At 59.5% G+C, this 24,768-nt stretch carries 26 protein-coding genes; 12 read left to right on the top strand and 14 right to left on the bottom strand.

The genetic code is table 11. The features are described from left to right. Positions 1 to 70: 70 nt before the first annotated feature. The 8 genes from ACXAG8_RS18210 (at position 71) to ACXAG8_RS18175 (ending at position 7,740) form a co-directional block, all read left to right on the top strand. Positions 71 to 970, top strand: a complete 900-nt coding sequence (locus ACXAG8_RS18210) for a DMT family transporter (protein ID WP_475230545.1) — start codon at positions 71 to 73, stop codon at positions 968 to 970. Positions 971 to 1,127: 157 nt separating this feature from the next. After that, positions 1,128 to 2,252, top strand: a complete 1,125-nt coding sequence (locus tag ACXAG8_RS18205; protein ID WP_475230540.1) for an OmpP1/FadL family transporter — start codon at positions 1,128 to 1,130, stop codon at positions 2,250 to 2,252. 98 nt (positions 2,253 to 2,350) lie between these two features. Then, a complete protein-coding gene (locus ACXAG8_RS18200) occupies positions 2,351 to 3,247 on the top strand; it encodes a DMT family transporter (protein WP_475230536.1) in 897 nt (298 codons plus the stop codon). A gap of 49 nt (positions 3,248 to 3,296) precedes the next feature. Next, positions 3,297 to 4,169: an ATPase gene (locus ACXAG8_RS18195; RefSeq protein WP_475230533.1), complete on the top strand. Its 873-nt coding sequence runs from the start codon at positions 3,297 to 3,299 to the stop codon at positions 4,167 to 4,169. A 38-nt stretch (positions 4,170 to 4,207) separates the two neighbouring features. Next, complete coding sequence (gene metA, locus ACXAG8_RS18190; protein WP_475230530.1) at positions 4,208 to 5,125, top strand: homoserine O-acetyltransferase MetA; 918 nt, start codon at positions 4,208 to 4,210, stop codon at positions 5,123 to 5,125. Next, positions 5,115 to 6,068: an alpha/beta fold hydrolase gene (locus ACXAG8_RS18185; protein WP_475230527.1), complete on the top strand. Its 954-nt coding sequence runs from the start codon at positions 5,115 to 5,117 to the stop codon at positions 6,066 to 6,068. Before metA ends, ACXAG8_RS18185 begins: the two co-directional genes overlap by 11 nt. Positions 6,069 to 6,115: 47 nt before the next feature. After that, complete coding sequence (ppk2, locus tag ACXAG8_RS18180; protein WP_475230524.1) at positions 6,116 to 6,985, top strand: polyphosphate kinase 2; 870 nt, start codon at positions 6,116 to 6,118, stop codon at positions 6,983 to 6,985. Positions 6,986 to 7,125: 140 nt separating this feature from the next. Beyond that, the gene (locus ACXAG8_RS18175) at positions 7,126 to 7,740 is read left to right on the top strand and encodes a TetR/AcrR family transcriptional regulator (protein ID WP_475230521.1); all 615 of its coding nucleotides are present in this window, start codon (positions 7,126 to 7,128) and stop codon (positions 7,738 to 7,740) included. Between the two features lie 7 nt (positions 7,741 to 7,747). Here the strand turns inward: ACXAG8_RS18175 and ACXAG8_RS18170 are convergent, their stop codons facing one another. The 7 genes from ACXAG8_RS18170 to ACXAG8_RS18140 form a co-directional block, all read right to left on the bottom strand. Next, positions 7,748 to 8,806: an adenylate/guanylate cyclase domain-containing protein gene (locus tag ACXAG8_RS18170; RefSeq protein WP_475230518.1), complete on the bottom strand. Its 1,059-nt coding sequence runs from the start codon at positions 8,804 to 8,806 to the stop codon at positions 7,748 to 7,750. Next, complete coding sequence (locus ACXAG8_RS18165; protein WP_475230513.1) at positions 8,803 to 9,171, bottom strand: group I truncated hemoglobin; 369 nt, start codon at positions 9,169 to 9,171, stop codon at positions 8,803 to 8,805. Before ACXAG8_RS18165 ends, ACXAG8_RS18170 begins: the two co-directional genes overlap by 4 nt. 125 nt (positions 9,172 to 9,296) lie before the next feature. Continuing rightward, entirely contained in the window at positions 9,297 to 10,139 is an 843-nt protein-coding gene (locus tag ACXAG8_RS18160) for a glycosyltransferase family 25 protein (protein WP_475230510.1), read from the bottom strand. Positions 10,140 to 10,286: 147 nt separating this feature from the next. Continuing rightward, positions 10,287 to 12,515, bottom strand: a complete 2,229-nt coding sequence (locus ACXAG8_RS18155; protein ID WP_475230505.1) for a sensor histidine kinase — start codon at positions 12,513 to 12,515, stop codon at positions 10,287 to 10,289. Positions 12,516 to 12,521: 6 nt separating this feature from the next. Then, entirely contained in the window at positions 12,522 to 13,688 is a 1,167-nt protein-coding gene (locus tag ACXAG8_RS18150) for an FIST N-terminal domain-containing protein (protein WP_475230502.1), read from the bottom strand. A gap of 45 nt (positions 13,689 to 13,733) precedes the next feature. Then, positions 13,734 to 14,417 carry a response regulator gene (locus ACXAG8_RS18145; protein ID WP_475230499.1) on the bottom strand — a complete coding sequence of 228 codons (684 nt, stop codon included), beginning with the start codon at positions 14,415 to 14,417 and terminating at the stop codon, positions 13,734 to 13,736. A 141-nt stretch (positions 14,418 to 14,558) separates the two neighbouring features. Then, the gene (locus ACXAG8_RS18140) at positions 14,559 to 16,325 is read right to left on the bottom strand and encodes a PQQ-dependent methanol/ethanol family dehydrogenase (protein ID WP_475230496.1); all 1,767 of its coding nucleotides are present in this window, start codon (positions 16,323 to 16,325) and stop codon (positions 14,559 to 14,561) included. 178 nt (positions 16,326 to 16,503) lie between these two features. On the opposite strand from ACXAG8_RS18140, the gene ACXAG8_RS18135 reads away from it, so the two are divergent. Beyond that, entirely contained in the window at positions 16,504 to 17,064 is a 561-nt protein-coding gene (locus tag ACXAG8_RS18135) for a hypothetical protein (protein ID WP_475230493.1), read from the top strand. 18 nt (positions 17,065 to 17,082) lie between these two features. On the opposite strand, the gene ACXAG8_RS18130 is transcribed toward ACXAG8_RS18135, so the two are convergent. The 7 genes from ACXAG8_RS18130 to ACXAG8_RS18100 all read right to left on the bottom strand — a co-directional run bounded on the left by ACXAG8_RS18130 (position 17,083) and on the right by ACXAG8_RS18100 (position 22,363). Further along, entirely contained in the window at positions 17,083 to 17,478 is a 396-nt protein-coding gene (locus ACXAG8_RS18130; RefSeq protein ID WP_475230490.1) for a c-type cytochrome, read from the bottom strand. 145 nt (positions 17,479 to 17,623) lie between these two features. Further along, positions 17,624 to 18,172 carry a tetratricopeptide repeat protein gene (locus ACXAG8_RS18125; protein WP_475230483.1) on the bottom strand — a complete coding sequence of 183 codons (549 nt, stop codon included), beginning with the start codon at positions 18,170 to 18,172 and terminating at the stop codon, positions 17,624 to 17,626. A gap of 75 nt (positions 18,173 to 18,247) precedes the next feature. Continuing rightward, positions 18,248 to 19,039: an ABC transporter permease gene (locus ACXAG8_RS18120; RefSeq protein WP_475230480.1), complete on the bottom strand. Its 792-nt coding sequence runs from the start codon at positions 19,037 to 19,039 to the stop codon at positions 18,248 to 18,250. Next, positions 19,036 to 19,755, bottom strand: a complete 720-nt coding sequence (locus tag ACXAG8_RS18115; RefSeq protein ID WP_475230477.1) for an ABC transporter ATP-binding protein — start codon at positions 19,753 to 19,755, stop codon at positions 19,036 to 19,038. Before ACXAG8_RS18115 ends, ACXAG8_RS18120 begins: the two co-directional genes overlap by 4 nt. Next, positions 19,752 to 20,207 (bottom strand): cupredoxin domain-containing protein, encoded by a 456-nt coding sequence (locus tag ACXAG8_RS18110; protein ID WP_475230474.1) that lies wholly within the window; start codon positions 20,205 to 20,207, stop codon positions 19,752 to 19,754. The genes ACXAG8_RS18115 and ACXAG8_RS18110 overlap by 4 nt, the downstream gene beginning before the upstream one ends. A gap of 21 nt (positions 20,208 to 20,228) precedes the next feature. Then, entirely contained in the window at positions 20,229 to 21,191 is a 963-nt protein-coding gene (locus ACXAG8_RS18105) for a YVTN family beta-propeller repeat protein (protein ID WP_475230467.1), read from the bottom strand. Positions 21,192 to 21,196: 5 nt separating this feature from the next. Further along, positions 21,197 to 22,363: an ABC transporter substrate-binding protein gene (locus tag ACXAG8_RS18100; protein ID WP_475230464.1), complete on the bottom strand. Its 1,167-nt coding sequence runs from the start codon at positions 22,361 to 22,363 to the stop codon at positions 21,197 to 21,199. Between the two features lie 158 nt (positions 22,364 to 22,521). Here ACXAG8_RS18100 and pedF point away from each other — a divergent pair, with 158 nt between their 5' ends. From pedF to ACXAG8_RS18085, 3 genes are all read left to right on the top strand, one after another. Next, positions 22,522 to 23,202, top strand: coding sequence for a cytochrome c-550 PedF (pedF, locus tag ACXAG8_RS18095; protein WP_475230459.1), 681 nt, complete (start codon positions 22,522 to 22,524; stop codon positions 23,200 to 23,202). Positions 23,203 to 23,220: 18 nt separating this feature from the next. Next, on the top strand, positions 23,221 to 24,117 hold the full coding sequence (locus tag ACXAG8_RS18090) for a substrate-binding periplasmic protein (protein WP_475230456.1): 897 nt from the start codon (positions 23,221 to 23,223) through the stop codon (positions 24,115 to 24,117). A gap of 72 nt (positions 24,118 to 24,189) precedes the next feature. After that, the gene (locus tag ACXAG8_RS18085) at positions 24,190 to 24,756 is read left to right on the top strand and encodes a CoxG family protein (RefSeq protein WP_475230449.1); all 567 of its coding nucleotides are present in this window, start codon (positions 24,190 to 24,192) and stop codon (positions 24,754 to 24,756) included. Positions 24,757 to 24,768: the final 12 nt, after the last annotated feature.

Raw genomic sequence — 24,768 nt, 5'->3', positions numbered from 1 at the left:
TTAATTGCCATCGGGCGCGCAATTGACGCTATTGGTCAGTCACGGCACCAGCAAAGAACCGGAGCCCGCCTTGGTTGAAAGCAAAACCCAAATCGGCAAGGCCGCGCTGTGGATGACCGGCGCGATTGCCTCGTTTTCGTCAATGGCCGTCGCGGGCCGCGAACTGAGCCTGCATCACGATACGTTCGAGATCATGATGTATCGCAGTTTCGTCGGCGTTCTGATCGTCATGGCCGTTTTGACCGCAACCGGAACCTGGGCAAAGGTCTCTACCGACCGGCTGGGTTTGCACGCGGTTCGGAACACGCTGCATTTCACCGGCCAGAACCTGTGGTTCTATGCGGTGGGCGCCATCCCTCTGGCGCAGGTCTTTGCGCTGGAATTCACCCAGCCGATCTGGGTCATCCTGATGTCCCCGCTGCTGCTGCGGGAACGCCTGACCTTGCTGCGGGCCATGTCCGCCCTGATCGGGTTTGTGGGCATTCTGGTCGTGACCAGACCGGGCGCGGCCACGCTTAACCCCGGGCTTGCCTGCGCAGCGCTGTCTGCGATTTTCTTCGCCCTTACAACGATTTCCACCAAGAAGCTTACCCAAACTGCCAGCATTGCCTGCATCGTCTTCTGGCTGACCGTGATGCAAGCCGTCCTGGGGTTTGCCGCCGCTGGTCTGGACGGCCAGATCGCCGCTCCGACTTGGCAAACTGCGCCTTTCCTGGTGCTTGTGGGGTGCGCCGGGCTGCTGGCACATTTCTGCATCACAAATGCGCTCGCCATCGCTCCGGCGACGGTCGTCGTACCCTTTGATTTTGCGCGCCTGCCGACCATCGCCATTGTCGGGATGCTGCTGTACCACGAACCGCTGGACCACTGGACATTGACCGGGGCGGCAATCATTTTTGCCGGGATTTTCCTGAACGTCTGGTCGGAAAACCGTAGCAACGCTGCAACATCTCGCCGGACCGTGCGCTAAAAATTACGTTCGGTAACGAAACCGCAGCTAACGTATGGTCACCAGTTGACGGTTTTTTAATGCCCAAGCGATTATCAGGGACCTTTGCAAAACCGCCAGCCGGGCAACATCTGTTCGCGCATCGGAGGTTTTTTGGACAGTGAATGGGGAGGAAATAATGAGAAAGGCGCTACTATCGGCTTGCGCACTATTCGCCGGGGCGACAGCAGGTTACGCGGGCGGTTTGGACCGCAGCGGACAAGGCATCAACCTGATTTTTGAAGAAGGATCAGCGGTGCAGTTCCGGCTGGGCTATACCAGCCCCAGCGTAAGCGGCACCCTGGGCGGTGTTGAATCGGGGAATGTCGCGAACAGCTTCTTTACCCCGCATCTGGGCTATAAGACATCTCTGACCGAAAAGTTGGATTTCGCGCTTGTCTATGACCAGCCATTTGGCGCGGATGTCGAATACGGGTCGAACTATCCTTTGTCCCAGAACCCGACCGCAGCCTTTGGCGGACGCAGCGGCGTTCTTAAGGCATCGGCGGACACGGACGCGGTAACCGCGTTGCTGCGCTATAAGTTTGATGGCGGTTTCAGCGTCATCGGCGGCCTGCGCGCCCAACGCCTGACCGGTAACGTGACCGTCCCGGCAGCCGCCGGATACCAAACGGATATCGACCCGGAAATCGACTTTGGCTATGTTCTGGGCGTGGCCTGGGAAAAGCCGGAAATCGCCGCACGGGTGGCACTGACCTATAACTCGAAGATCAAACACGACCTGTCGCAAACCGAATCCGCGAACGTGGTTCCGCCGATCCCGGCCGGTCTGACCTCGCAGAACACGCAGTCCGAGGTTGTGACCCCGCAATCGGTGAACCTTGATTTCCAGACGGGCGTTGCACCGAAAACGCTGCTGTTCGGTTCGATCCGCTGGGTGGACTGGCCGCAGGCGGTTTACGCCCCGCCGGTTTATGTCGGCATCACCGGCGACAACCTGCTGGATTATGACGACGATACCTTCACCTATACGCTGGGTCTGGGCTATCAGTTCTCCGAGGAGTTTTCGGGCGCCGTGACCCTGGGGTATGAAACCTCGACCGGGTCGACCGTATCGGACCTGGGTCCGACCGACGGCTTCTGGAGCATCGGCCTGGGCGGCACCTACAGCTATGAGCAGGCGAAAATCTCGGGCGGCATCCGCTATACCGATATTGGCGATGCGACCACAAATCAGGGCGCGCAATTCTCGGGCAACAGCGCCTGGAGCGTGGGCATTCAGGTCACCTACGCCCTGAACTGATCCGCTGCACCGACCAATCCAAGGCCTCGCCCCACCGGCGGGGCCTTTTTCGCATGATCCGGGTCGAACCGCCCCGAAGATGATGCGACACACAAGGCATGTCTTTGCAGAAATCCCTTTCCCCGCGCACATGGGCCGAGCTGATCTTGCTGGGCGTCATCTGGGGCGCGTCCTTCCTGTCCATCCGCATCGTGCTGGACACGGTCCCGGTCATGACATCCGTTTTCCACCGTGTGTTTTGGGCAGCGCTCGTGCTGTGGGCGGTGCTGTTGATCCAAGGCTTGACCATGCCACGGTCACCACGCATCTGGGCGGCCTTTCTGGTCATGGGTCTGTTGAACAACGTCCTGCCCTTTTCGCTGATGGCCTGGGGGCAGCTTTTCGTTCCAACCGGCCTGACCTCGATCCTGAATGCGGCCGCGGCCATATTCGGTGTGCTCGTGGCCGCCTTGTGTTTCCGCGACGAGCGGCTGACACGGCCCCGGCTGTTGGGCGTCGGTCTGGGGTTTGCCGGCGTCGCAACGGCCATCGGATTGGACAACTTTGCCAGTTTCAACCTGCAGAGCGCCGCGCAGTTGGCCATTTTGTGCGGCACGCTCAGCTATGCGCTGGCGGCGGTCTGGGCGCGCAGCCATCTGGCGGGATTGCCGCCGCAGGTGGCGGCCACCGGCATGTTGACCGCGTCGGCGGTTATGATGTTGCCCGTTATGCTGGTGATCGACGGCGCACCGTCTTTCGCCCTGCCCGCCGAGACCTGGATAGCCATAGGCTATTACTCGGTTGCGGCGACGGCAGGCGCCTATCTGCTCTATTACCGGGTTCTGGCACGGGCCGGCAGCGGAAACCTGTTGCTTGTTAGCCTTATCATCCCACCCGTTGCCATCGTCCTGGGCGCATTGTGGCGCGACGAAACCTTGCCGCCCACGGCCTTTGCCGGGTTTGCCATTCTTGCAATCGGTTTGCTGGTGCTCAGCAGATCGGGTCGCCGCGATTGACGCCGGTCCCTGCCCGATTTAGCTAGGACAAAACAAGGGATGGTGGATCATGATCTACGGGTCGGCACAGGACTGGCACAGTGCAGCGCGCAAGAAAGTGCTTTTTTTCGGCATGTCCGGGCTGGGCAAGACCTATGTATCGAACATCCTGCGCGATTCAGGTGATTGGTTCCACTACTCAATCGATTACCGGATCGGCACCCGGTACATGGGCGAGTACATCACCGACAACGCCAAGGCCCAGGCGATGAAAGTGCCCTTTCTGCGCGAGCTTCTGCTCTCAGACTCGATCTATATCGGGTCCAATATCTCGTTCGAAAACCTGACACCTGTTTCCACCTATCTGGGCAAGCCCGGAAACCCCGACCTGGGCGGGCTGGAAATCGCCGAATACCGCAGGCGGCAGGAACAGTTTCGGCTGGCTGAAATACATGCGCTTTTGGATACCGGGTATTTCATCGACCGGGCGCAGCGGCTTTATGATTATCCGCATTTCATTTGCGATACCGGTGGGTCCATCTGCGAATGGGTTGATCCCGAAGATCCGGCCGACCAGGTCCTGACCGAGTTGTCGCGCCGCACCCTGATGGTGTGGATCAAGGGCGATGACGACCATACCAACGAACTGATCCGTCGCTTTGACAAAGCGCCCAAGCCGATGTCCTATCAGGCCGATTTCCTGACCCGCGTGTGGGATGCCTACCTGGACCGCAATGGCTGCACCGAAGCCGAGGTTGACCCGGATGCGTTCATCCGCTGGACCTATGCCCAGGCCCTGGCGCACCGTCAGCCGCGTTACGCGGCCATGGCCAAGAACTGGGGCGTGGCCGTGACCGCCACCGAAATCGGACAGGTGCGGGACGCGGGTGATTTCGATGAGTTGATCGAACGCACCCTTGAGGCCCGCCTCAGCCGCGCTTAAGTAGCAACCCTCCTGTACCTCTGCAAAAGCCGAAGCCCATGCCAATCAAGATTCCTTCTGACCTGCCTGCATTTGACGTCCTCACCCGCGAAGGCGTCATGGTCATGGCCGAGGATCAGGCCATGCGGCAGGACATCCGCCCCCTGCGGATCGGGCTTTTGAACCTGATGCCGAAAAAGATCCAGACCGAGAACCAGTTCGCCCGGTTGATCGGGGCAACCCCGTTGCAGATCGACCTGTCGCTGATCCGCATGACCGAACATCAGACCCGGAATACGGCCGCCGAACATATGCAGGAATTCTACCGGCCGTTTCAGGACGTCAAGGATCAGAAATTCGACGGGCTGATCATCACCGGCGCGCCGATCGAACATCTCGAATTCGACGACGTCACCTATTGGGACGAGATCCGCGAAGTGTTCGACTGGACCCAGACCAATGTGCATTCGACCTTTGGCGTGTGCTGGGGCGGCATGGCGATGATCAACCATTTCCACGGTGTCAAAAAGCACATGCTGAACGCCAAGGCGTTTGGGTGTTTCAGGCATCGCAACATGAACGCGGCTTCGCCGTTCCTGCGCGGGTTTTCGGATGATTGCGTGATCCCCGTCAGCCGTTGGACGGAGATGAAACAGGCCGAGATTGACGCTGCGCAAGGTTTGACCACGTTGCTGGGCAGCGATGATGTCGGCCCCTGTCTGGTCGAGGACAAGGCACACCGCGCGTTGTATATCTTCAATCACTTTGAATATGACAGCGACACGCTGAAACAGGAATACGACCGGGATGTTGCATCCGGCACGCCGATCAACGTGCCGACCAACTATTACCCCGACGACGACCCGACGCGGACCCCGCAGAACCGGTGGCGCAGCCACGCGCATCTATTGTACGGGAACTGGATCAACGAGATTTACCAGACGACCCCGTTTGATCTGGCGACAATTGGGACTTAAGGCGCTGATATACATCGGCCTTTTCGCCATCGCGCTGATTGCTTTTGCAACCTGGCGCGCGGGCGTGATCGAAAGGCGCGCAGAAGCCGCGTTTCCAATCGAAGGTCAGTTGGTCGAGGTGGACGGCGTTCAGGTTCACGCGGTGGTCATGGGAAACGGCCCCGACGTGGTTCTGATCCACGGCTCCAGCGGGAACACCCGCGACATGACCTTTGCTCTGGCGCCGATCCTGGCCGAAACCTATCGGGTCATTGTCTTTGACCGGCCGGGGCTGGGATATTCCGAAAGTTTCAACCCCGACGGGGAAACCATCGTCGAACAGGCCGACATCCTGCAAAAGGCCGCAGCGCAGCTGGGTGCGCACAAACCCATCGTGGCCGGGCAAAGCTATGGCGGCTCTGTTTCGCTGGCCTGGGCGGTGACGCACCCGGACGCACTGTCGGCGCTGGTTCTGATTGCCCCCGCGGCGGTTCCCTGGGACACGCCGCTTGATACGTTCAACACGGTCGCGGCAACCCCGGCGGGCAAGGCGCTTGCGCTGCCGTTCATCACCGCCTTTGCACCGGACTGGTTCGTTGCGAAAACCCTGGATCAGGTCTTTGCCCCGCAGGCGGCCCCGGCAGGTTACGCCCGGCATTTTGGCCCCGGCCTGACCATGCGGCGCGCATCAATGCATGCAAACGCGAAACAGCGCGCCAACCTGGTACATGAACTTGCCGACCTGCAACCGCGTTACGGCGAAATCTCGGTGCCGACGGAAATCGTGCACGGAACCGCCGACACGACTGTCGGTCTGGAATGGCATTCACAGCGCCTGCTGGATCAAATTCCGGGCGCCGAGCTGATCGAACTGGACGGCATCGGGCATATGCCGCAGGTCGTCGCGGCCGCCGAAGTGGCGGCGGCAATCGACCGCGCCGCCCTGCGTGCGGGTTTGCGTTAGGTCCGCGCGTAATCCATAGTAGGAATTGGATTTTTGATGAGGACCCAATGACCGGATCGGACCAAGGCGCAATCGAAACCTACTTTCGCAACGACGCCCCCAAGGACGTTCGCCAGGCAATCGAAAAGGCGAAAAAGGGTGACATCCTGAACCCGAGCTATCCGTATTCGGAACGGATGAAGGGCAAGGATTACGACGCCGAAATGGATGCGTTGCAGATTGAACTGGTCAAGATGCAATCCTGGCTCAGACAATCGGGGCAGCGGGTCGCCCTTGTCTTCGAAGGCCGGGATGCGGCTGGCAAGGGCGGCACGATCAAAAGGTTTCGCGAAAACCTGAACCCACGGGGCGCGCGGAACGTGGCGCTCAGCAAACCGTCGGATGCAGAGCGCAGCCAGTGGTATTTCCAACGCTACATCCCCCATCTTCCGTCAGCGGGCGAAATCGTGTTCTTCGATCGCAGCTGGTACAACCGCGGCGTTGTCGAAAACGTCTTTGGCTTTTGTACCCCGGAAGAACGCGAACGGTTTTTCCGGCAGGTTCTGCCCCTTGAAACCGGGTTTGTGAACGACGGCATCCATCTGTTCAAATTCTGGCTCAATGTCGGTCGGGCCGAACAGCTTAACCGGTTCCTTGCACGCGAAACGGACCCGTTGAAACAATGGAAGCTGAGCCCGATCGACATTGCCGGTCTTGCCAAATGGGATGCCTACAGCCAATCCATCGCGGAAACGCTGACCCGTTCGCATTCCGAACGCTGCCCCTGGACGATCATTCGGTCCGATGACAAGAAACGCGCCCGCTTGGCGGCCATCCGAACCGTGTTGAGCGCGCTGGACTATGACCAGAAGGACCGCAAAGCCATCGGAGAAGTAGATGCCAGCATCTGCGGCGGACCGGAAATGTGGGATTCTTGACCTGATGCGACCCTTGTTTTTCGCCTTTTGGCCAATAGGTTACTATTCGTGACACAGTTTCCGCCATCATCCTGGCCAGCAAAGAGCCGGACATCAGAACCAGCCCAGCGGCCCGCCAAATGGGGGTGTTTGAACACGCGATGACCAAACGCGGGTATCATCATGGCAACCTCAAGCAAGCCCTGATCGAAGCGGCCCTGTCGCTGATCGAAGACAAGGGGCCCACCGGGTTTACCCTGTCCGAAGCAGCCAAGACCGCCGGCGTGACCCCGGCGGCGGTCTATCGCCATTACCACGGTCGCGAGGACCTGATCGCCGAGGCGGCGCGGCAAGGGTTCGAAATGTTCGCGGACCTGATGCAATTTGCTTATGACAAGGGCCAACCCTCGGCGCTGGCTGCGTTCGAGGCCACCGGACGCGCCTATCTGGCCTTTGCGCGCAAGCATCCCGGACACTATATCGCGATGTTCGAAAGCGGTATCTCACCGAACCGGACGCCGGAACTGGCGCTGGCAGCTAACCGGGCCAAGGGCGTGCTGGAAAAGGCGGCCGAAGACCTGTCACAGCACATCCCCCCCGACAAGCGCCCGCCCGCATCAATGTTCAGCGCACATATCTGGGCGATGAGCCACGGGGTTGTCGAACTTTATGCGCGCAACACCGGGGCAAGTTCGCCCTTCCCCCCCGAAGACCTTTTGGAATCCGGGATCGGTATCTATCTGCGCGGATTGGGGCTTGTACCGCCCGACGGGTGACACCGGGCTAAAACGCCCGTTTTCCCTGCGGCACGTTCAGGCGCGAGGTGACGTTGATCAGGTCCTTCACGCCAATCCCCTTGATGTCGACGGGGCCGATATCGGACACTTGGAACTCGTCGATCAGCGCGTATTTCATCTCTTCCGGGGCGACGATATGCATGGGGTTGGCAAAGACCTGCAACCGCGAAGCCAGGTTCACTGCCGGGCCAAACACGTCATAGACGTATTTCTGAATTCCAACGACCGAACCGACCGCCGCACCCATCCCAAGGCCGACGCGCGCCTGCCATTTATGGGGATGGCTTTCGTTGCGCCGCTCCAGGTAGCGCAGAAACCGCACCGCGCAATGTGCAACGGCGGTGGCGTGATCGGGGGTGGCATCCGGCATTCCCGACACCGCCAGATAGGCGTCACCGATGGTCTTGATCCGTTCACAGCCGAATTGTTCAACGATCCGGTCGAAGGCGGTGAAGATATCATTCAATTCGCTGAGCGTGACGGTCGGGTCCGTCTTCGCCGCGAAATCGGTAAACCCGACAAAATCCAGCATGACCACCGACACCTGATCGAACAGCTGAGGGGTAACCACGCCAAAGGTTTTGAATTCTTCGTAAACGGCCCGCGGCATCAGGTTGAGAAGCAGCCGCTCTACCCGTTCTTTTTCCCTCTCTAATTCGCGCGTATTGCGTTCGACCATGGTTGAATAACTGTCAATCATGCTTTCAAGTTCGCGAATGCGGGTGATGTTCTGACATTCGACAACCAGAATCTGTTCGTCCATCCCGTTGGCCAGCGAAATCGAGGTGGCAAAGATCAGGGTCCGGCGTTTGGGTTTGATCTGCAGCTCGGCCGAATACCTCAGGCCCGATTGTTTGACGTCATCCAACTCTCGGGGGTCAAGATCGGGCAGGATATCCAGAATGGTCTGGCCGGGTTCGGGGGTGCCGAACCATTCGGCAAAAGGACCGTTGTGAAAGACAATCGCCAAATCCGAGGCCCGGCACACGGCGACCCCGACGCCAATCGCCCGCAACAGATGTTCGTTGATGGCCAAAATGCTCATGCCGCGTTCCGGGCCACGATGATAGTGCGCTTTTCTTCGATGGCAGACAGCGCGACCTGAATATCCGCATCGGCCATTCCGTGCATCTCAAGCGCCTGTGCAAACAGATCGGCCATTTCGTTGAAATCGTCATGAGAGATATTCAGGTGACGATGGACCGCCTGAATACGGTCATCGCTGAACGACGCAGGCCCCCCAACCAGCGACGAAACGAACTTGGTCTGGTGGTCGATCAGGCGTGGCATGTCGATATCTTCGAAATAGTCGCCGATCTGGTCGGATTCCAACGCCAGTTCGTAAAAAGACATCACGATCCGGCTGATGGTTTTGAACCCGCCGTATTTTTCATAGATCGACTGACTCATAATAAACACCGGTGCTTACAGGATAAACACCAGGACATTACACCAAAAAGCCTATTTAGTTAATGCATAATTGGGCGCCGTTGTGGCGCACCAAAACAGGCCCCCGCCCTTGCCCGACTATGGGCTCAGGCGTTCAGGTCCTCGGCGCAGGGGATAAGACCGACAAACCCGCCCTGCCGCAGCAACCTGGATTGCCCACCCAAGCGCCATTTCAGCTTGCGACTGGCCGCTTGCAGTTCACGGCGCAGGCGGAACCAACCCGGCCCCTTGTCGAGCCCGCTATTGATGCTCTTGTCCAGCGTCCGCTCGCTGGTCTTTACCGAATGATCCGCGGTGCCCTGGTTGCGTGCCCATATCATTTGCACCCCGCAGGCGGGAAAGCACTGAAACATGCGCCAATCCCGCCGGGGGAGCGTCAGGAAATCGTCCAGATGATCCGAATAGGTTTCGGACCAATCCAGCAGCTTCCTGCACCCTTCCGCCGACAGGATATACGCGGCTGAGCTGGGGGCCATTTCCAAAAGAGGCCGGACCGTGACCGCGCCAATCTTTGTCTCTGCACCGAAACGCAAAACCCGCGGAGAATAGTCAAGCTTGACCACGTCAAAGGACGGCGCATTGTTCAAAAGCTCTTGAACAATTGCCCCGGCGTGGACCGAAAGCTCGACGTCGTCCTCGAAAATCGCGGCTGCGGGCAGGCCCTTGTCACCCATCATCTTCCAAATGGCGCGGTGGCTTTCGAAACAGGCAATCTCGCTGATGGTCAGGCCCCAGCGCGACCCCACACCGGCGACATATCCGTTTCCGTCCAACGCGTTACTCTGGCGGGCATCCGTCGCGCTGAACCGTTGCGCGCCGACCACCCCCGCCCGGGCAAACTGGGCTTCCATAAAGTCCCGGCGTTCAGGCACACGGTCCAGATTGATATAAAATGCACTGTCCCCTGTTTGCCGGTCGCCACTTTGCACGGAATTTCCTTTCGCTGCTCGCTTTGCCCCACTTATCGTCAGTGCATCCTGCAAGTCCAGATCAACAATGGGAAACCGGGCATGTGGCCCAGATCACCCCTTGCGCGCAAACGGCATCAATCGCGATAACCCCCAATCGCAGCCGCGCTATGCGTCCGTCTTGGCCAGGGCGCCGCCCCGGCAATCCTGAAGAAAAGTCATCAGCTTTTGCGTATCAATCGGCTTACGGATCAGCGTAAACCCATGCGACGCGCAGGCCTTGTCCAAATCCTCGGACCGGTTGGCCGAGATGACGCAGGCTGGAACCGAACCGAACTCGGCCGTCAGGTTCTGAATTGCGTCAACGCCGGAACGCCCATTGTCCAACTGGTAGTCGGCAATGATCAGGTCTGGCTGAATTTCGATTTCGCGCAACAGGCAGGCCGCCTGATCTTCATCGGCGCATTCGATGACATGCACGCCCCAGCTTTCCATCGTCATCGTAAGCGCGTTGCGCAAATCGCCATCGTTTTCAATCAGCAGGGCAATTGTGCTTTGTGGCAGGGCCGACCCAGGGGCACGTGTGGCATCCCTGCGGCCTTGGACGGCTGGCACCGATGGCATCAGCGGCACCGTCACCGAAAACGAGGTGCCCCGGCCAACGCGTGATTGCAACCTGATCGGGTGGTTCAGCAATCCGCATGCCCTTTCGACGATCGCCAGCCCCAGCCCCATGCCCTCTGCTGCGCTTGCATCCGAATGCAGGCGCTGAAACTCGTGAAACACGATTTCCTGCTGGTCCTCTGATATCCCGATCCCTGTATCGTGAACTTCGATGCTGATGGCTTTGCCGCGTCGGCGCACGCCCACAAGCACCCTGCCCGTTTCAGTATAGCGGATGGCGTTTGACACCAGGTTCTGCACAATGCGGCGCAAATAGCTTGCATCGCTGCGCACCACGCTGCGGGTCGGAACCACGTGAAACTCCAGCCCCTTGGCCTGCGCAACGGGCCGAAAGGCATCCTCCAACTGGGTGAACAACTCGCCCAGCGGGACCGCGGATTCATGCACCGACGCCCGGCCCGAATCCAGTTTCGAGATATCAAGAAGCGCTTCGAGGATATGTTCGACACTGTTCAGTGCGCTTTCCGCCTTTTCCGAAACGGCCCTTGCGTCCATTTCGTCCAGCCCCCGGCCAAGGGTCGCGACATAAAGCTTGGCCGCCGAGAGCGGTTGCAACAGATCATGGCTGGCCGCAGCCACAAAGCGCGACTTTGAGGCGTTTGCCCGCTCGGCGTCTTTAAGCGCGTCGGCAAGCTCTTCGGTGCGCGCCTCGACACGCTGTTCCAACAGTTCCTTGGCCTCGACCAACGCCTTGGCCGATTTTGTCTCGTCGGTAATATCGGTAAACGAGATCACGAAACCGCGGTCGGGCATTTCCTGCGCAAATACCGACAGAATTTTGGAGCGCCCGCTATGGATCTGCAGGTTCAGCGGTGACCGCTCGGCGTTGCTGTCGATCCAGGCCAGGAATTCGGCACTGGTCGCGCCGCCTTCAAAGCGGATATTCGACCCCAAGCGTTTGAAAATTGACGAAAATTGCGAACCCATACGAAAATCGGCCGTGGGAATAGCAAGCAGCTCACTTGCGCGGTTGTTCCACCCGACCAACCGCTGCTTCTTGTCAAAGATGCACACGCCCTGGTCGATATGTTCCAGCGTGGCCCGGATCAGCCGCGCCTGATCGTCCAGAAGCCTGTCCCTTTCCTGCCGCTCAATGCGCATGATGTCCGAGACATCGGTCTGCAGGATGACGGTTCCGCCATCAGGGGTCCGGTGTTCCGAGACCTGAATCCAGCGATTGCCGGTCAGGCGGACGTTAAAGACCACGTGGTCATCCGCATGCCGCGCCATACGCCGCGTGACCCAATCCCGCGCGGTTTCGTTTTCGGGCAACGACAGGTATTCTGATTGGCTGACAAGCGCGACATAGTCGAAAAACCGCAAGCCGGGCAGCAACTTGTCCTGAATGTCGGGCATGTGCATGCCAAAACGGCTGTTGCACATGACCAGGTCCTCGTCGAGGTTGAACAGGGCAAACCCTTCCCGAACCGTTTCAATCGCATTGGCCAGGTTGGACCGCGCCGCTTCGGTTTCCCGGTTCGCATCGGCCAGGCGCGCGTTGGAATCGTTAAGAAGATCAAGCGCGCGTTCCAGGTCATGCGTCCGCGCGCGCACCTCTTGCTCAAGCATCGCCGCGCGCTGAAACTGCGCATAGGCCGCACCCGTGGCATCGGTCGATTCCTCGACCCGGCGCATTAGCGCCGCCGCGATCTTCAGCAGCTTTTCGTTCTGACGTTCCAGCGGGTCATTCGGGTCGATCAGGGACTGATGCATATCAGGTCATTTCGCCGGAGGATAAATGGCAACCCCCGTCAGGGTCTGGTTCACATGAAGCGAGTTATACTGTTCCCCATAGGTCGAGAACCCCACCACGTGGTTCTCGGCCAGAACCTTGGACAACGCGCCGGTCATCTGTTTTTCCTGGGCTTCCAGCCGCCGCAAAATACAGTCGCAACCCAGAATAGTGTCGGGCTGCATTTCGGCCGTCAGAACCGAGATTTCCTGTTCCAGGTGCCGCACCATGTCCAGCGGTTCCGCCAGCGTCAGAACCAGGCCTTCGTCGATTGCGGAAAAGAACACCAGGTCGCCATTGCCCGCGACCCGCTGGATCGCACGCACGTGATGCTGTCCGCCGATCTGGACGACGACCGGATGGGCGGCAAATGTGAACGCTGTCAGTTGCTCGGGGTCCTTGCCCAGAATGCGCGCATATTCGCGCGCCGCAGGTTCCGCATTGATTTCGCGCACGATCCGGCGCGCAGGGTCTGCATCCGTGACCACCATGCGCTGCGCGCTTGGCACCAGGTGGTCCGATTTGAACACCTTGATCGGGCAATTTGTGCGCACCTGGGTCAGGATGGCTGCGTTTTCAAACGCCTTGCCTTCGTGCAGCACAAAGGTATGCCCAAAGGCCGTCCCGTCCCCCGCCGATCCGCCAAACAGCGGCACGGGGCCCAGCCCGATCGCCAGTTCCGAGGTCAGGTTGTCCTCTTTGGTCGACAACCCGTCGATCATCAGAAAGGTGAATTCGTGATGCCAATCCGGCTGCGCCGCCATCATGGCGTTTCGGTTCCGGATCATCTCATCAATGATGTGCTGCGCGTTGAACCGGTCGAGATCGGGCACCAACACCACGCGCGTCTGGAAATGCGACTGCGGGAACCCGATGGCAACGATCTGATCTTCGCAATAGCCCTCGTCAGCCAATTCGCCAGCCGTGGTACAGCCGACGACTTGCGTGGGCGCCAAGGCGGACTCGGCCTCGGCGATAACCGCAGCCGCATCAGCATTGGCGCTGACGAACAGAATGACAAGCGCCAGCTTGTCTTCGCCCAGCAACTGAACGATCTCTTGCACCGGTTCATCCGAGTCGTATCGGGCGAACGCGGTTTTTACGATGCCTGGCGCTCGGGCGCAGGCTGATGCCCACCCGGCAGCTTGGTTCATCGTGCCTCCTCCCTAAAAGCGCGACGATCTTGGAAACTTTGCAGATTAGCCGTGCTCTTGCAAGACGCTGGCAAAGGACGCCTTCTTGGCGATCAGCACCGCCTGGGTGCGGCTTTGCACGCCCAGCTTGCGCATGATGGCCGTAACATGCGCCTTTACAGTGGTTTCCGCAATCGACAGGTCAAAGGCGATCTGCTTGTTCAGCTTTCCTTCGCAGATCAGGTGCAAAATGCGCGCTTGCTGATTGGTCAGCGTGCCCAGCCGGCTGATGGCGTCGCTTTGTTCATCCGTGTCGTCGGCATCCAGCAGAACGCATCCCTCGGGCAGGAATGTCCTGCCTTGGGTCAATGCCTCAAACGCGGTGCGAAACACATCCCTTTGGCTGTGCTTGGGAACATACCCGGATGCGCCCGCATGTATGACCTGGCTGATGACCCGGTTATCCGACAGTGACGACACCACGATCACCGGGGCATCTGCCGCCGATTTCAGGCGCACCAACCCGTCCAGCCCGTCCACATCCGGCAGATTCAGGTCCAGCATGACCGCGTCCGGCTTTAACCCGTTGGCAATCAGGCCAAGCGCAGCTTCAAGCCGGTCTGCGGTATGCACCTCGCCGATTTGGGCGACCGACTGCAATGTCATGGACAGCGCATCGCAAAACAGCGGGTGATCATCCACGATCAGAACGTTTTCGAAATCCACGTCTTCAACCTTGTTCGCAAGCATTGGTCCGGCCTTTGCAATCCAATCGTACCGTTCCTGGAAAGCCTAGCAAGCCATCGGGGGCAGGCCAACTGTCGGAAAGTCGTATAACGAAAAACGCGCCCGGCAATGCGGGCGCGTTCTGGGTTGGTATCAGCTTTCGGCTTAGTTGGCCGAGGCCAGTTCCTTGGGCAGTTTAAACGTCCACAAGGTGCCACCCTGGTTGAGATAGTTGACCTTCTTGGCCACCTCGCCGCCCCATAGCGGGACCGCGCCACCCCAGCCCGAGATGATCGAGACATATTGCTCGCCATCCTGTTCCCAGGTCACGGGCTGTCCGACGATGCCCGAGCCGGTCTGGAACGACCACAGCTTTTCGCCGGTCTCGTCATCCAGCGCGATGAACTCGCCCTCTGGGGTGCCAAAGAACACCAGCCCACCGGCCGTGGTCATCACACCCGACCAAAGCGGTGCATCGTTCTTGAATTCCCACTTCCATTCGCCGGTATCGGGATCAATCGCCTTGAGTGATCCGATATGGTCTTCGTAGTTCGGCTTGATGGTAAAGCCAGCACCCAGGTAGGCCGCACCTTTCTTATAGGTGATCGGCTCGTTCCAGATATCCATGCCCCATTCATTGGTGGGAACATAGAAATTGCCGGTCCGCTGCGAGAACGCCATCGGCATCCAGTTCTTGCCACCCAGGAAAGACGGCGACGCAAACACGACCTCGCCCTTGTTGCCGTCAGCCGCAGCCGAGGGGTTGCCCGGGCGGTTGCCCTCGACAAATATCGGACGGCCCGTGTCATCGATACCATCAGCCCATGTGATGTCCTTGACGAAGGGGTTGGCCGAAACAAACGCGCCATCTTCGCGGTTGAGGACGTAGAAATAGCCGTTTCGGTCCGCGGTGGCATAACGTTTGTTACCCTCGCGGTCAGTATAGGCCACGACCTCGTTCACGCCGTCATAATCCCACCCTTCGCGGGGGGTCGTCTGGTAATGCCACTTGATATCGCCGGTTTTCGGGTCGATCCCGATGCGGCTGGCCGCATAGAGGTTGTCGCCCTTGTTGCCCTCGGTCGGCTCGCCCGCATCGCGCAGCCACGAGTTCCACGGCGCAGGGTTGCCTGCCCCAAAGATCAGCGTATCGGTATCGGCATCATACGAGCCGCCCAGCCAGGTCGCGCCGCCGCCGGTCTTCCACATGTCGCCGGGCCAGGTTGCGTTCAGCTCGCCGGTCATGGTGCTTTCTTCGCCGTTCAGCGTGCCCATATGGCCTTCGATCACCGGACGGGTCCAGACAATGTCCCCCGTATTGGCATCGCGCGCCTGAACCTCGCCGACAATCCCGAATTCACCGCCCGAATTGCCGGTGATGATCAGCCCATCGACGATCAGCGGTGCGGCTGTATAGGAATAGCCCGCCTTGTAATCGGCGATCTTGTCACGCCAGACCACGTCGCCGGTTTTCATGTCCAGCGCCACGATGCGCGCATCCAGCGTGCCAAAGAAAATCTTGTCGCCGTAAATCGCCGCACCGCGGTTCACCACGTCACAGCACGGCAGGATCCCTTCGGGCAGGCGGGCATCGTATTGCCAGACCTCTTTGCCGGTCGCCAAGTCGATTGCGTAAAGCCGCGAATAGGACCCGGTGATATACATCATCCCGTCATAAATCAGCGGCTGCGTTTCCTGGCCGCGCTGCTTTTCGCCCCCCAGGCTGAAAGCCCAGGCCGGCAGCAGGTTTTTCACGTTGTCCTTGTTGAGTGTCTCCAGCGGGCTATAACGCTGAAGGTGGCGGCCCATACCGTTTGTCACAACCTGGGTCGTGATCGTTTGGTCATTGGCCAGATCGTCCTCGGTAACTTCTGCGGAAGCGGTGCCTGCAACTAAGACGCTTGCAACCGCAGCCATGATAAACCGGCTCATCGGTATCCTCCCTAGACTTTTGTCTTTCCTCCATGCCGAATCTCCGACACTTCGGGATTATTGGCGCGATCATTATTTCCAGACCGCCTTTGTCACGAAATTGCACAATGGTCGTAGGGAGATTTCGGCGCATCCGGCCTAGGCTCGACAAGGTTCAAATTCCCTGACCGAGGACACCATGCAGAGCACATTCCGGATATTGTTTCTGGCCCTTCTCGGCACTTGCACCGGGGCCTTGGCAGACCCGTTTTCGGGGCAGAAAGCAATCACACTCAGGGCCGTAGACGGCACCGAGATCACCATAGGCCACGTTACATTTCACGCCGATCCCGCAACCGGAACAGCCACCTATGACCTTGATTTGGCTAGGGATGTCTTTGCACAGCATTTCCTGTCGATGCGCCCGTTCCGATGCCTAGAGGGGCCGCGGCAACACTGGTGCCACCTGCCCTACCCCTATGACATCGACCGGCGGGTCTCTGACGATGACCTGACCGATCTGGAATACGACCTGCTGTTTGTACACAAAGGCGCCACCGACTATGGGATCGACATGTGGAACGGGTTGTATTTCAAGCTGAGCGTCGAGGGCGACCAGCTTTCGGGACGCCTTTTCGAGGTTGACATGGGCCTGTTGGCAGTCCCACCAGCACCGGGGACGCGCAGGCCGATTGGGCGGGCGGATATCCACGAAACCGACCCCGACGCCCATTGGCTGCCGGAAATCATCATCCGCTGACCCGACCGCCTCGGCGGGTTATTTGCCCGAGATACTTCCCAGATAGGCCAGGATGAAATCCTGAACGGTGCGATCTTCGATGCCAACATGGCGCATCTTGGTACCGGGCATAAAACCGTCATTGTCCTCCATCCAGGCGCGCAGGGCAGCCGGGGTCCAGACAATACCCGAGTTTTTCAAGGCTGATGAATATTCATATCCGGGAACGGTCCCGGCCTGCCGCCCGACAATATTGTCCAGTTGCGGACCATAGCTGGGGTCTGTCGGGTCCGGCGCGTGACAGCGCCTGCATTCGGAAAAGAACAGTGTCTCGCCCGCGTCGACCTTGATCCTGTCGTAAGTGGATTGCGCACTGGCCGGAACCGTCCCGACCGCCAGAAATGCCATGCCCAATGCAAGTGCAACCTGTTTCATCTGAGCCTCCTAAGATTTTCCCAACTGTACCTTGGGCGCAGGCGGCAAAAGCTTGACTCAGGTCAATAAAACAGGGGCGCACCCATCATCCTTTAGTCGTAGAAATGGGCGAAATCGGGTTTTTCCGAGCCGCAAGGGGCGGATTTCAGAACAATGGCGCGTATTTCCAGTTATCCGCATCCGGCGTCACTTCGTCCAGATCATAGCCCGCGCCCTGCAGGCGTTTGGCGATCTTCAGACCGCTGCGGGCGGCCTCATCGACATAGGCGCGCCCAAGCTCCTCGTTTCGCGCCACGCCATGCCCCCGCATGAGGTCCAGGCCGTAGTTGAACTTGCCAACCGGATCGCCAAGATCGGCGGCCCGTTTGTCCCACTGGGCCGCAGCGTCCGGGTTATAGTCACCGCCCAGCCCGTTATTGTCCAACTGGCTCATCCAGGTCATGGCCCCGGTATACCCGGCCTCGGCGCAGGCTTCGAACAAGGCGCGCGCCGTTTCGTGCCTGCCGGACTTGGTGATGTAATACCCCGTGGCACAGGTCGGCATGTCGGTCACACCGTTTTCGATATTGCTCATGACCCGGCCAAACCCCGTATCCTGTGGGTTCAGCGTACCGTGTTCATCTTCGACGGTTTGGGCCAGGGTCGCCATCGGCAAAAGCGCCCCGGCAAGACAGGCAACAGCAATGCGAAACATGGGTGGTCCTCCTGTTTTGGGGCAAAATACACCAGGTCTCAGTCGGTTTCACGCCTGCTATGGTCGTAGAAAAGGTCACCTTTTCTGACGCTTCATGCCTCGCGCCGGGTCATAACCCCACAAAGCGGCACCCGCAAAGACAAGCCCGGCCAGCACTGTCCAGAACAAGGCCATCGCGTTGAACTGCCCGTAAAGGGCAAAGCGGATCAATTCGACCGCATGGGTGAACGGATTGACCGCGCAGATATCGCGCAGCAGCGCCGAACTTTCAGCCATTTTCCAAAGCGGATACAGCGCAGATGACAGGAAAAACATCGGAAAGATGACAAAGTTCATCACGCCGGCGAAATTCTCAAGCTGACGAATGGCAGAGGACAGCGCAAGGCCAAGCGCCCCCAACATCAGGCCGCTGACAAGCAGCGCAGGCAGAACCAGCACATAGCCCTGCCACGGCATGTCGATGCCATAAACTGCGGCAACCGCCAGAAACGTATACACTTGCAGAACTGAAATCGCAGTGCTGGCAAACAGCCTGCAAAACAGCAGCCACCACCGCGGCAGCGGGCTGGTCAGCAACAGCCGCATCGACCCCATCTCACGGTCATAAACCAAGCTAAGAGAGCTTTGCATCCCATTGAAAAGAATGATCATTCCGCACAAGCCGGGCACAATGTAAATCTCGTAGGTGATATAGGTCTGATATGGCGGCGTAATCGACAGACCCAGCGCGGCGCGAAACCCTGCGGCGAATACCACCAGCCAGACCAGCGGGCGGATCAGCGCGGCAATGAACCGGCTGCGCTGACGGACAAAGCGCAGCCCCTCGCGAATGGTGATGGCCTGCAATGCGACCAGTGCGGGCCTCATGCGGGCTCACCCGTCATGGACAGGAACACATCCTGCAGCGGCTGGCCCGCGGTCAGGTCGCGGCATCGCGCCTGTTTCAAAAGCCTGCCGCGATGCAGGACGGCGACCTGGTCGTCCGGGGTGATTTCATCGGTCAGATGGGTGGCCCACAAAACCGTCATGCCGTCCTGCCGGGACAGGTCGTGGACATGGTGCGTAATCGCCTTGCGCGATGCGGCGTCCAGCCCCACCGTGGGTTCATCCAACAACAGGACCGAGGGGGCGTGGATCAGGCAGCGCGCGATTTCCAGCCGCCTGCGATGCCCCCCGTTCAGGTCCCGCGCCCGCTCTGCCGCGCGCTCGGCCATGTCCAGCCGTTCCAGCGCGGCCGTGATCCTGTCCTGCGCCAACCGGCCCGACAGACCGTGCAGGGCCGCGAAATAGGACAGGTTGCGCTGAACGCTCAGGTCCAGATCCAGGGTGGGCTGCTGAAACACCACGCCGATCTGCGCAAGCGCCTTTCTGGGCGAGCGCGCCAAGTTGTGCCCGGCAATCTCGATCTCTCCGTCAGAGGTCGTGAACAGCCGCGTCATCAGCGAAAATAGGGTGGACTTACCTGCCCCGTTCGGGCCCAGCAAAGCGCAAAACGCACCCTGCGGGACGTGAAAACTCACATCATCCAGGGCGCGTTTCGAGCCGAAGCTATAGCTGACGTTGCGGACTGCAAGCCCCGTCACTTGATGGTAATCTCCAATCTCTGCGTTTCCCCGGTGCTGCCGGGAACCTTCAGATAATAGCTGCCGGGCTTGATCGCGACAAAGCCTATTTCCATTTCGCCCGCCTCGTCGAATTCGATGGAATCCAGACCCAGTGGCCGGACTTCCAACCCTTCGACGACAATCTCGTCAATCCAGATGGCGCGGAAAAACTCGGGCCCGACTATGGCAAGCTCCTGGCTGCCGTCACCCTGGATCTCGAACTCGTAATAGGTTCCCGATTTCAGCTCCCACGGGGCGTCTGACAAGGGCATGCCCGCAGACAGGATCACCGGCGGAAGGTCCTCTTTGTTGCCCGCAGACAATAGCCCGGCCAACCCGAACCCGTCGTCGTCATCATCGTCATTATCCGCCATCGATGCCGCAGGAAGTGCGAGCGCCAGCATCGCGGCCACGGCCACAAATTTTTTCATGATCATATCTCCTTGATAGGTTCAGTCCGTCGGTCTGAAGGCAGCGCCCCAGGGGAAGCGCCCGACCTTTATGGTCTTGATTGGCTCGCGCGCGGCGACATCAATCACCGTCACGTCGCCCGACACGCCGTTGGTCGTGAACAACAGCGATTTGTCCGCATTGAAATCCATGTGCCAGACCCGCCGACCGACAAGGATGTAGTCCTCGACCTCATAGGTTTCGGCATCCACGGCGGCGACGTGGTTCGACGGGCCCAGAGCGACAAATGCCGTCTTGTCCCCGTCAGACAGTTCAAACCCCACGGGTTGAACCCGGTCAGGGTGCACGCCTTCGACCTCGAACGATATCTTTGCCTTTTCGGTCTGTGTTTCCACGTCGAACACGGTGATGGTGCCGCCGATCTCGGAGCTCACCCACAGTTCGGTTCCGTCCTTGACGAATTCCGCGTGGCGGGGCCGGGAATCGACCAGCGTGTTGGCAAACAGCTCTTGGGATTCGGTGTCGATCCAATGGGCCATGTTCGTGGTTTCGGAAGTGGTGATCGCAATTTTCCCATCCGGGGACACGGCCATGCCCTCTGGCTCGATCCCGACATCGATCTGCGCGATGACCTGATGGGATTCGGTATCCACCACCGTCGTGATCGCGTCGTCTTCGTTGGCGATGTAAAGATGCCGGTCATTGGGGTGCAGGACGAATTGTTCGGGGTCTTCGCCCGAAGGCAGATCATGCAGAATCTTGCCGGTTTCGGGGTCCATGACCTGAACCGCGTCGCTGTCGGACGCGCAGATATACAGAACCGAATAATCCTTGGAAAAGGTGATGCCACGCGGTCGTTCGCCCGTTTCAAAGGTCTTTATGACCTCAAGCGTTTCGATGTCGATCACGCTGACCGTGTCGTCCTTTTCATTCGATACCCATATCTCGTCTGCCGCCGCAGCCGTACAAAAGAACCCAAGCGCGAGTGTCGCGATATTCCTCATTACCATTACTCCGTAAACGCCGTGCACAGGCTTTCGGCCTGATCGACACCAAGTGTATCCAGTTCCGTCCGTTCGTGCAGGAACCCTTCGATCGGCGCCATGGCGACAACCGCCCGATCCGTGACCAACGGGATCGGCTGGCGCAGCTGCCCGTTCCAGGGCCGGAAATTCATCGCCCGCCCCTTGAACCCCGCCAATTCGAAATCGCCAGACAACAGATACGACCGCAGAACCGCAGGATCGTCAGAATTGGTGCGTGTCACCGCCTCGCCCAAGGCGCGCATCCCCGCCCACGCCGCATAGTCGCGCGGCAGCATCCCCCGGCCTGCGTGATCGGCGAACCGGTTTTGCATCTGAACCGCGCCCCATTGTTCGATCACCGGCGACCAGGTGACAGGTTGCAGGCCCTCAGTCCCCGCAACCGGACGCGGCTGCCAGGTGTTGTAGGCGATATAGCGGCCGAAATCGTCCAGCACATCGGCGATCAGCAACACGTCGTAATCACCAAATTCCTGCGTGAACAAAGGCACTTCCTGCGCCGCGTTGCGCCGCATATCCGCGTCGAAAACCCAGGTCTTTTCGGACTGCAAGCTCAGGCGGAACTTGGCGACAGACGCCCTAAGCGCTTCGGCAAAGGCCCGGTCACCGGGGTGATCCCCTGCCACCAGCACCAGGTCATCCCAGCGCCTGCGCACCAGAAACTGAACCAGCGCGTCGCTGCGCATCAGATCAGATGGCAGCGTGTGCAACAGGTTCGCCCGGCAATGATCCTGCCGCAGGGCAATATCGGGCGCCGAGGCGTTGAAAAGAACCGCGCCCTGCGCTTCGGGCAGGTCGGCCACGGCAAGCTGGGCCGCCGCCGGTGCATCCAGGATCACATAAGGGCTTTCGGCCAGAACCTTGCGCGCGGCGGCGGTGAAATCGCCATCTTCCGGGACGGTTTCAACCGTCAGGCTATAGGCATGACCCAGGAATTTGGCCGTGGTCAGGTTATCGGCCAGCCCAAGGGCGGCCCCCGCCATCCCCAGATCATCGGGAATTGGGTCAAGGTTCGAAAGAACCGGCGGGCGGGCGACCTGCAACTGCAGATAGGTGACCGGGATCGTAACCTCTGCCAATGCGGACGCGGGCAATGCCAGGACCGCAAGCACAATACGGAAAATTCGGTTCATCTGCTGGTCGTCCTCCTTGGGTGGTCATTTAAGAACCGCGCCACGCCACAAAGAAATCCGACCTTAGTCGCAACTTGCGGCCCATGTTCAACCAAGGTCGAATTTCGCGCTGATTCTACGTCGGCTATGACCGGGGAAAGCGTCTGAAGGAGGACAAGATGCGTCTCGGATTTTACTGTGCCCTGTTCGCTGCCATGACAGCCGGAAACATGGCGCTTGCCCATGGTGATGTGGCGCCGCAACCGGTCGATACCGATGCCCTGCCCGATGTGGGCGAAGAATGGCTGATCGAAAACCCTTATCGCGAACTGGGTGAAGACACCTGGGCCGAAGCGATCAAGATCGGGGATTCGGGTTACAACCAGAACTGCGCGCGCTGCCACGGGCTGGGCGTTGTTTCGGGCGGTCTGGCCCCCGACCTGCGTTACCTCGAAGCCGAGGAATATGGCGACGAATGGTATATCGAACGCTTCCGCGAAGGATACACGCAGAACGGCATCACCAAGATGCCGGCCTTTGGGGACCTGCTTGGGCAAAAAGCGGCCTGGGCAATCCGGACCTATATCGAAACCCGGCCCGACGACGGGGCGTTGGATGACCATTCGGAACGGCTCAAGCAGATTCGCGATCAATTGGCGGCGATGGCAGACGGCGCAGACGGCGACGCAAATGCGCTTGAGGCTGAACTGACCGAGATCGCCGGAACCATCGAGACCGGCTCGGGTGCACCGGTTGCCGACAGTGTCGCGCTGCGGGCCGCCTTGTTGATCTCGGGCGATACCCCGGATTTCGCGGAAGCCGCCGAACAACTCACTATTGGATTGTCTGCCGCGCAATAGCGGGGCAGATTGAGGCACATGATCCGCCGCATCTTCCTAATCTCCCTGTCGCTGGGCCTGCTTCTTGGCAGTCCTTTGCTGGCGAGATGTGAAGATCATGTGCCTCAGCCTAAACCTCAGAACGCCAGCCGGGACATTGTCGGCGCCGATCTCGATACCATCATCGAACGCGGATATATCGACTTTGCCGCCTATGAGGATTTTCCGCCCTGGTCCTATGAGGAAAATGGCGAAATCAGGGGCGTCGATATCGAAATCGGCAAGCTGATCGCCGCGGATCTGGGCGTCGAGCCAAGATTTCGACTTGTCGCCGCGGGCGAAAACCTCGAAGCGGACCTGCGAAACTGGATCTGGAAAGGTCCGCTGATCAACGGCCGCGTGGCCAATGTCATGCTGCATGTCCCCTATGACAGCGAATTTGCCTGTCGCGTCGAACAGGTGGTCTTTACCGGCCAGTACCATGTCGAGGATATCGCAATCGCCTACCGCCGCGACGCCTATCCTGACGACCCTCCCCTGCCCGCGTATTTCCGGTTTGACACAGTCGCCGTTGAAAACGACTCGATCGCCGATTTCTACCTGTCCGCCTTTCCCGGCGGGCAATTGTCGCGCAACATGCACCGGTTCCCCACGATGGCCGCAGCCATGCAGGCGCTGGGGGCCGGTGAAACCATGGCCGCCATGGGTCCGCGCGCCCAGCTTGAGGCCGGATTGACCGACGATCTCGACATTCACGCCCCGCCCCTGCCCGGATTTGCGGTGGGAAACTGGACCAGTGGCGTTGCCGTGCATTTCGCGTATCGCGGGCTCAGCTATGCGGTGGACGATGCCATTTATGCGGCGCTACAGGATGGCCGCATCGCCGAGATTTTCCGACAATACGGTCTTTCGCACTATCCGCCCAAGCTGCGCTGACTACGCCATTAGTCGAATAGGCAGGGTGGCAATCACCGCGTAGCGTTACGTTTAACCGTTTGGAGAGAATACATGGAACTTCACGAAAGCCGCGTGATCGCGGCCCCGCGTTCCGAAGTTTGGAATGCGCTGCTATCCGCAGATGTTCTAAAGGAATGCCTGCCCGGCTGCCAAGAAATGACTGGCAGTCCGGATGACGGTTTCGACGCGGTGGTCGTTCAGAAAATCGGACCGGTCAAGGCCACTTTCAAGGGGCATGTGACCCTGTCGGACATGGTCAAACATGAAAGCCTGAAACTCTCTGGCGAGGGCAAAGGCGGTGCCGCAGGCTTCGCCAAGGGCGACGCCAGTGTCACGCTGGAAGAAACCCCCGAGGGCACGAAACTCAGCTATGATGTAAACGCGCGGGTCGGCGGCAAACTGGCCCAGCTTGGCAGCAGGGTCATCGACGGGGTCGCAAGAAAGCTGGCCGATCAGTTTTTCGAACGGTTCCAGACGGCGGTCGAAGGCGACGACGCACAGTCTCCGTCCGCGGATGTGGCGCCGGACACCCCGGCACCCGATGAGGTTTCACCACAACAAGACGGCGACGCTCCTGTCGAAAAGAAAGGATGGGTCAAGCGTTTGCTCGGTGGCTAAAAATGTAAATCA

The sequence above is a fragment of the Ruegeria sp. ABD4_443 genome, assembly GCF_056160865.1.
This window is presented reverse-complemented; position numbering and strand designations above follow the sequence as displayed.

What these genes read in the sequence shown, in the direction of transcription:
- ACXAG8_RS18150 (WP_475230502.1), bottom strand. Translation starts at nt 13,688, where the DNA reads ATGAACCAAGCTGCCGGGTGGGCATCAGCCTGCGCCCGAGCGCCAGGC.
- ACXAG8_RS18125 (WP_475230483.1), bottom strand. Translation starts at nt 18,172, where the DNA reads ATGTTTCGCATTGCTGTTGCCTGTCTTGCCGGGGCGCTTTTGCCGATG.
- ACXAG8_RS18165 (WP_475230513.1), bottom strand. Translation starts at nt 9,171, where the DNA reads ATGAGTCAGTCGATCTATGAAAAATACGGCGGGTTCAAAACCATCAGC.
- ACXAG8_RS18170 (WP_475230518.1), bottom strand. Translation starts at nt 8,806, where the DNA reads ATGAGCATTTTGGCCATCAACGAACATCTGTTGCGGGCGATTGGCGTC.
- ACXAG8_RS18175 (WP_475230521.1), top strand. Translation starts at nt 7,126, where the DNA reads ATGACCAAACGCGGGTATCATCATGGCAACCTCAAGCAAGCCCTGATC.
- ACXAG8_RS18105 (WP_475230467.1), bottom strand. Translation starts at nt 21,191, where the DNA reads ATGAGGAATATCGCGACACTCGCGCTTGGGTTCTTTTGTACGGCTGCG.
- ACXAG8_RS18195 (WP_475230533.1), top strand. Translation starts at nt 3,297, where the DNA reads ATGATCTACGGGTCGGCACAGGACTGGCACAGTGCAGCGCGCAAGAAA.
- ACXAG8_RS18085 (WP_475230449.1), top strand. Translation starts at nt 24,190, where the DNA reads ATGGAACTTCACGAAAGCCGCGTGATCGCGGCCCCGCGTTCCGAAGTT.
- metA (WP_475230530.1), top strand. Translation starts at nt 4,208, where the DNA reads ATGCCAATCAAGATTCCTTCTGACCTGCCTGCATTTGACGTCCTCACC.
- ACXAG8_RS18110 (WP_475230474.1), bottom strand. Translation starts at nt 20,207, where the DNA reads ATGAAAAAATTTGTGGCCGTGGCCGCGATGCTGGCGCTCGCACTTCCT.
- ACXAG8_RS18155 (WP_475230505.1), bottom strand. Translation starts at nt 12,515, where the DNA reads ATGCATCAGTCCCTGATCGACCCGAATGACCCGCTGGAACGTCAGAAC.
- ACXAG8_RS18100 (WP_475230464.1), bottom strand. Translation starts at nt 22,363, where the DNA reads ATGAACCGAATTTTCCGTATTGTGCTTGCGGTCCTGGCATTGCCCGCG.
- ACXAG8_RS18205 (WP_475230540.1), top strand. Translation starts at nt 1,128, where the DNA reads ATGAGAAAGGCGCTACTATCGGCTTGCGCACTATTCGCCGGGGCGACA.
- ACXAG8_RS18090 (WP_475230456.1), top strand. Translation starts at nt 23,221, where the DNA reads ATGATCCGCCGCATCTTCCTAATCTCCCTGTCGCTGGGCCTGCTTCTT.
- ACXAG8_RS18135 (WP_475230493.1), top strand. Translation starts at nt 16,504, where the DNA reads ATGCAGAGCACATTCCGGATATTGTTTCTGGCCCTTCTCGGCACTTGC.
- ACXAG8_RS18200 (WP_475230536.1), top strand. Translation starts at nt 2,351, where the DNA reads ATGTCTTTGCAGAAATCCCTTTCCCCGCGCACATGGGCCGAGCTGATC.
- ACXAG8_RS18120 (WP_475230480.1), bottom strand. Translation starts at nt 19,039, where the DNA reads ATGAGGCCCGCACTGGTCGCATTGCAGGCCATCACCATTCGCGAGGGG.
- ACXAG8_RS18140 (WP_475230496.1), bottom strand. Translation starts at nt 16,325, where the DNA reads ATGAGCCGGTTTATCATGGCTGCGGTTGCAAGCGTCTTAGTTGCAGGC.
- pedF (WP_475230459.1), top strand. Translation starts at nt 22,522, where the DNA reads ATGCGTCTCGGATTTTACTGTGCCCTGTTCGCTGCCATGACAGCCGGA.
- ppk2 (WP_475230524.1), top strand. Translation starts at nt 6,116, where the DNA reads ATGACCGGATCGGACCAAGGCGCAATCGAAACCTACTTTCGCAACGAC.
- ACXAG8_RS18145 (WP_475230499.1), bottom strand. Translation starts at nt 14,417, where the DNA reads ATGCTTGCGAACAAGGTTGAAGACGTGGATTTCGAAAACGTTCTGATC.
- ACXAG8_RS18130 (WP_475230490.1), bottom strand. Translation starts at nt 17,478, where the DNA reads ATGAAACAGGTTGCACTTGCATTGGGCATGGCATTTCTGGCGGTCGGG.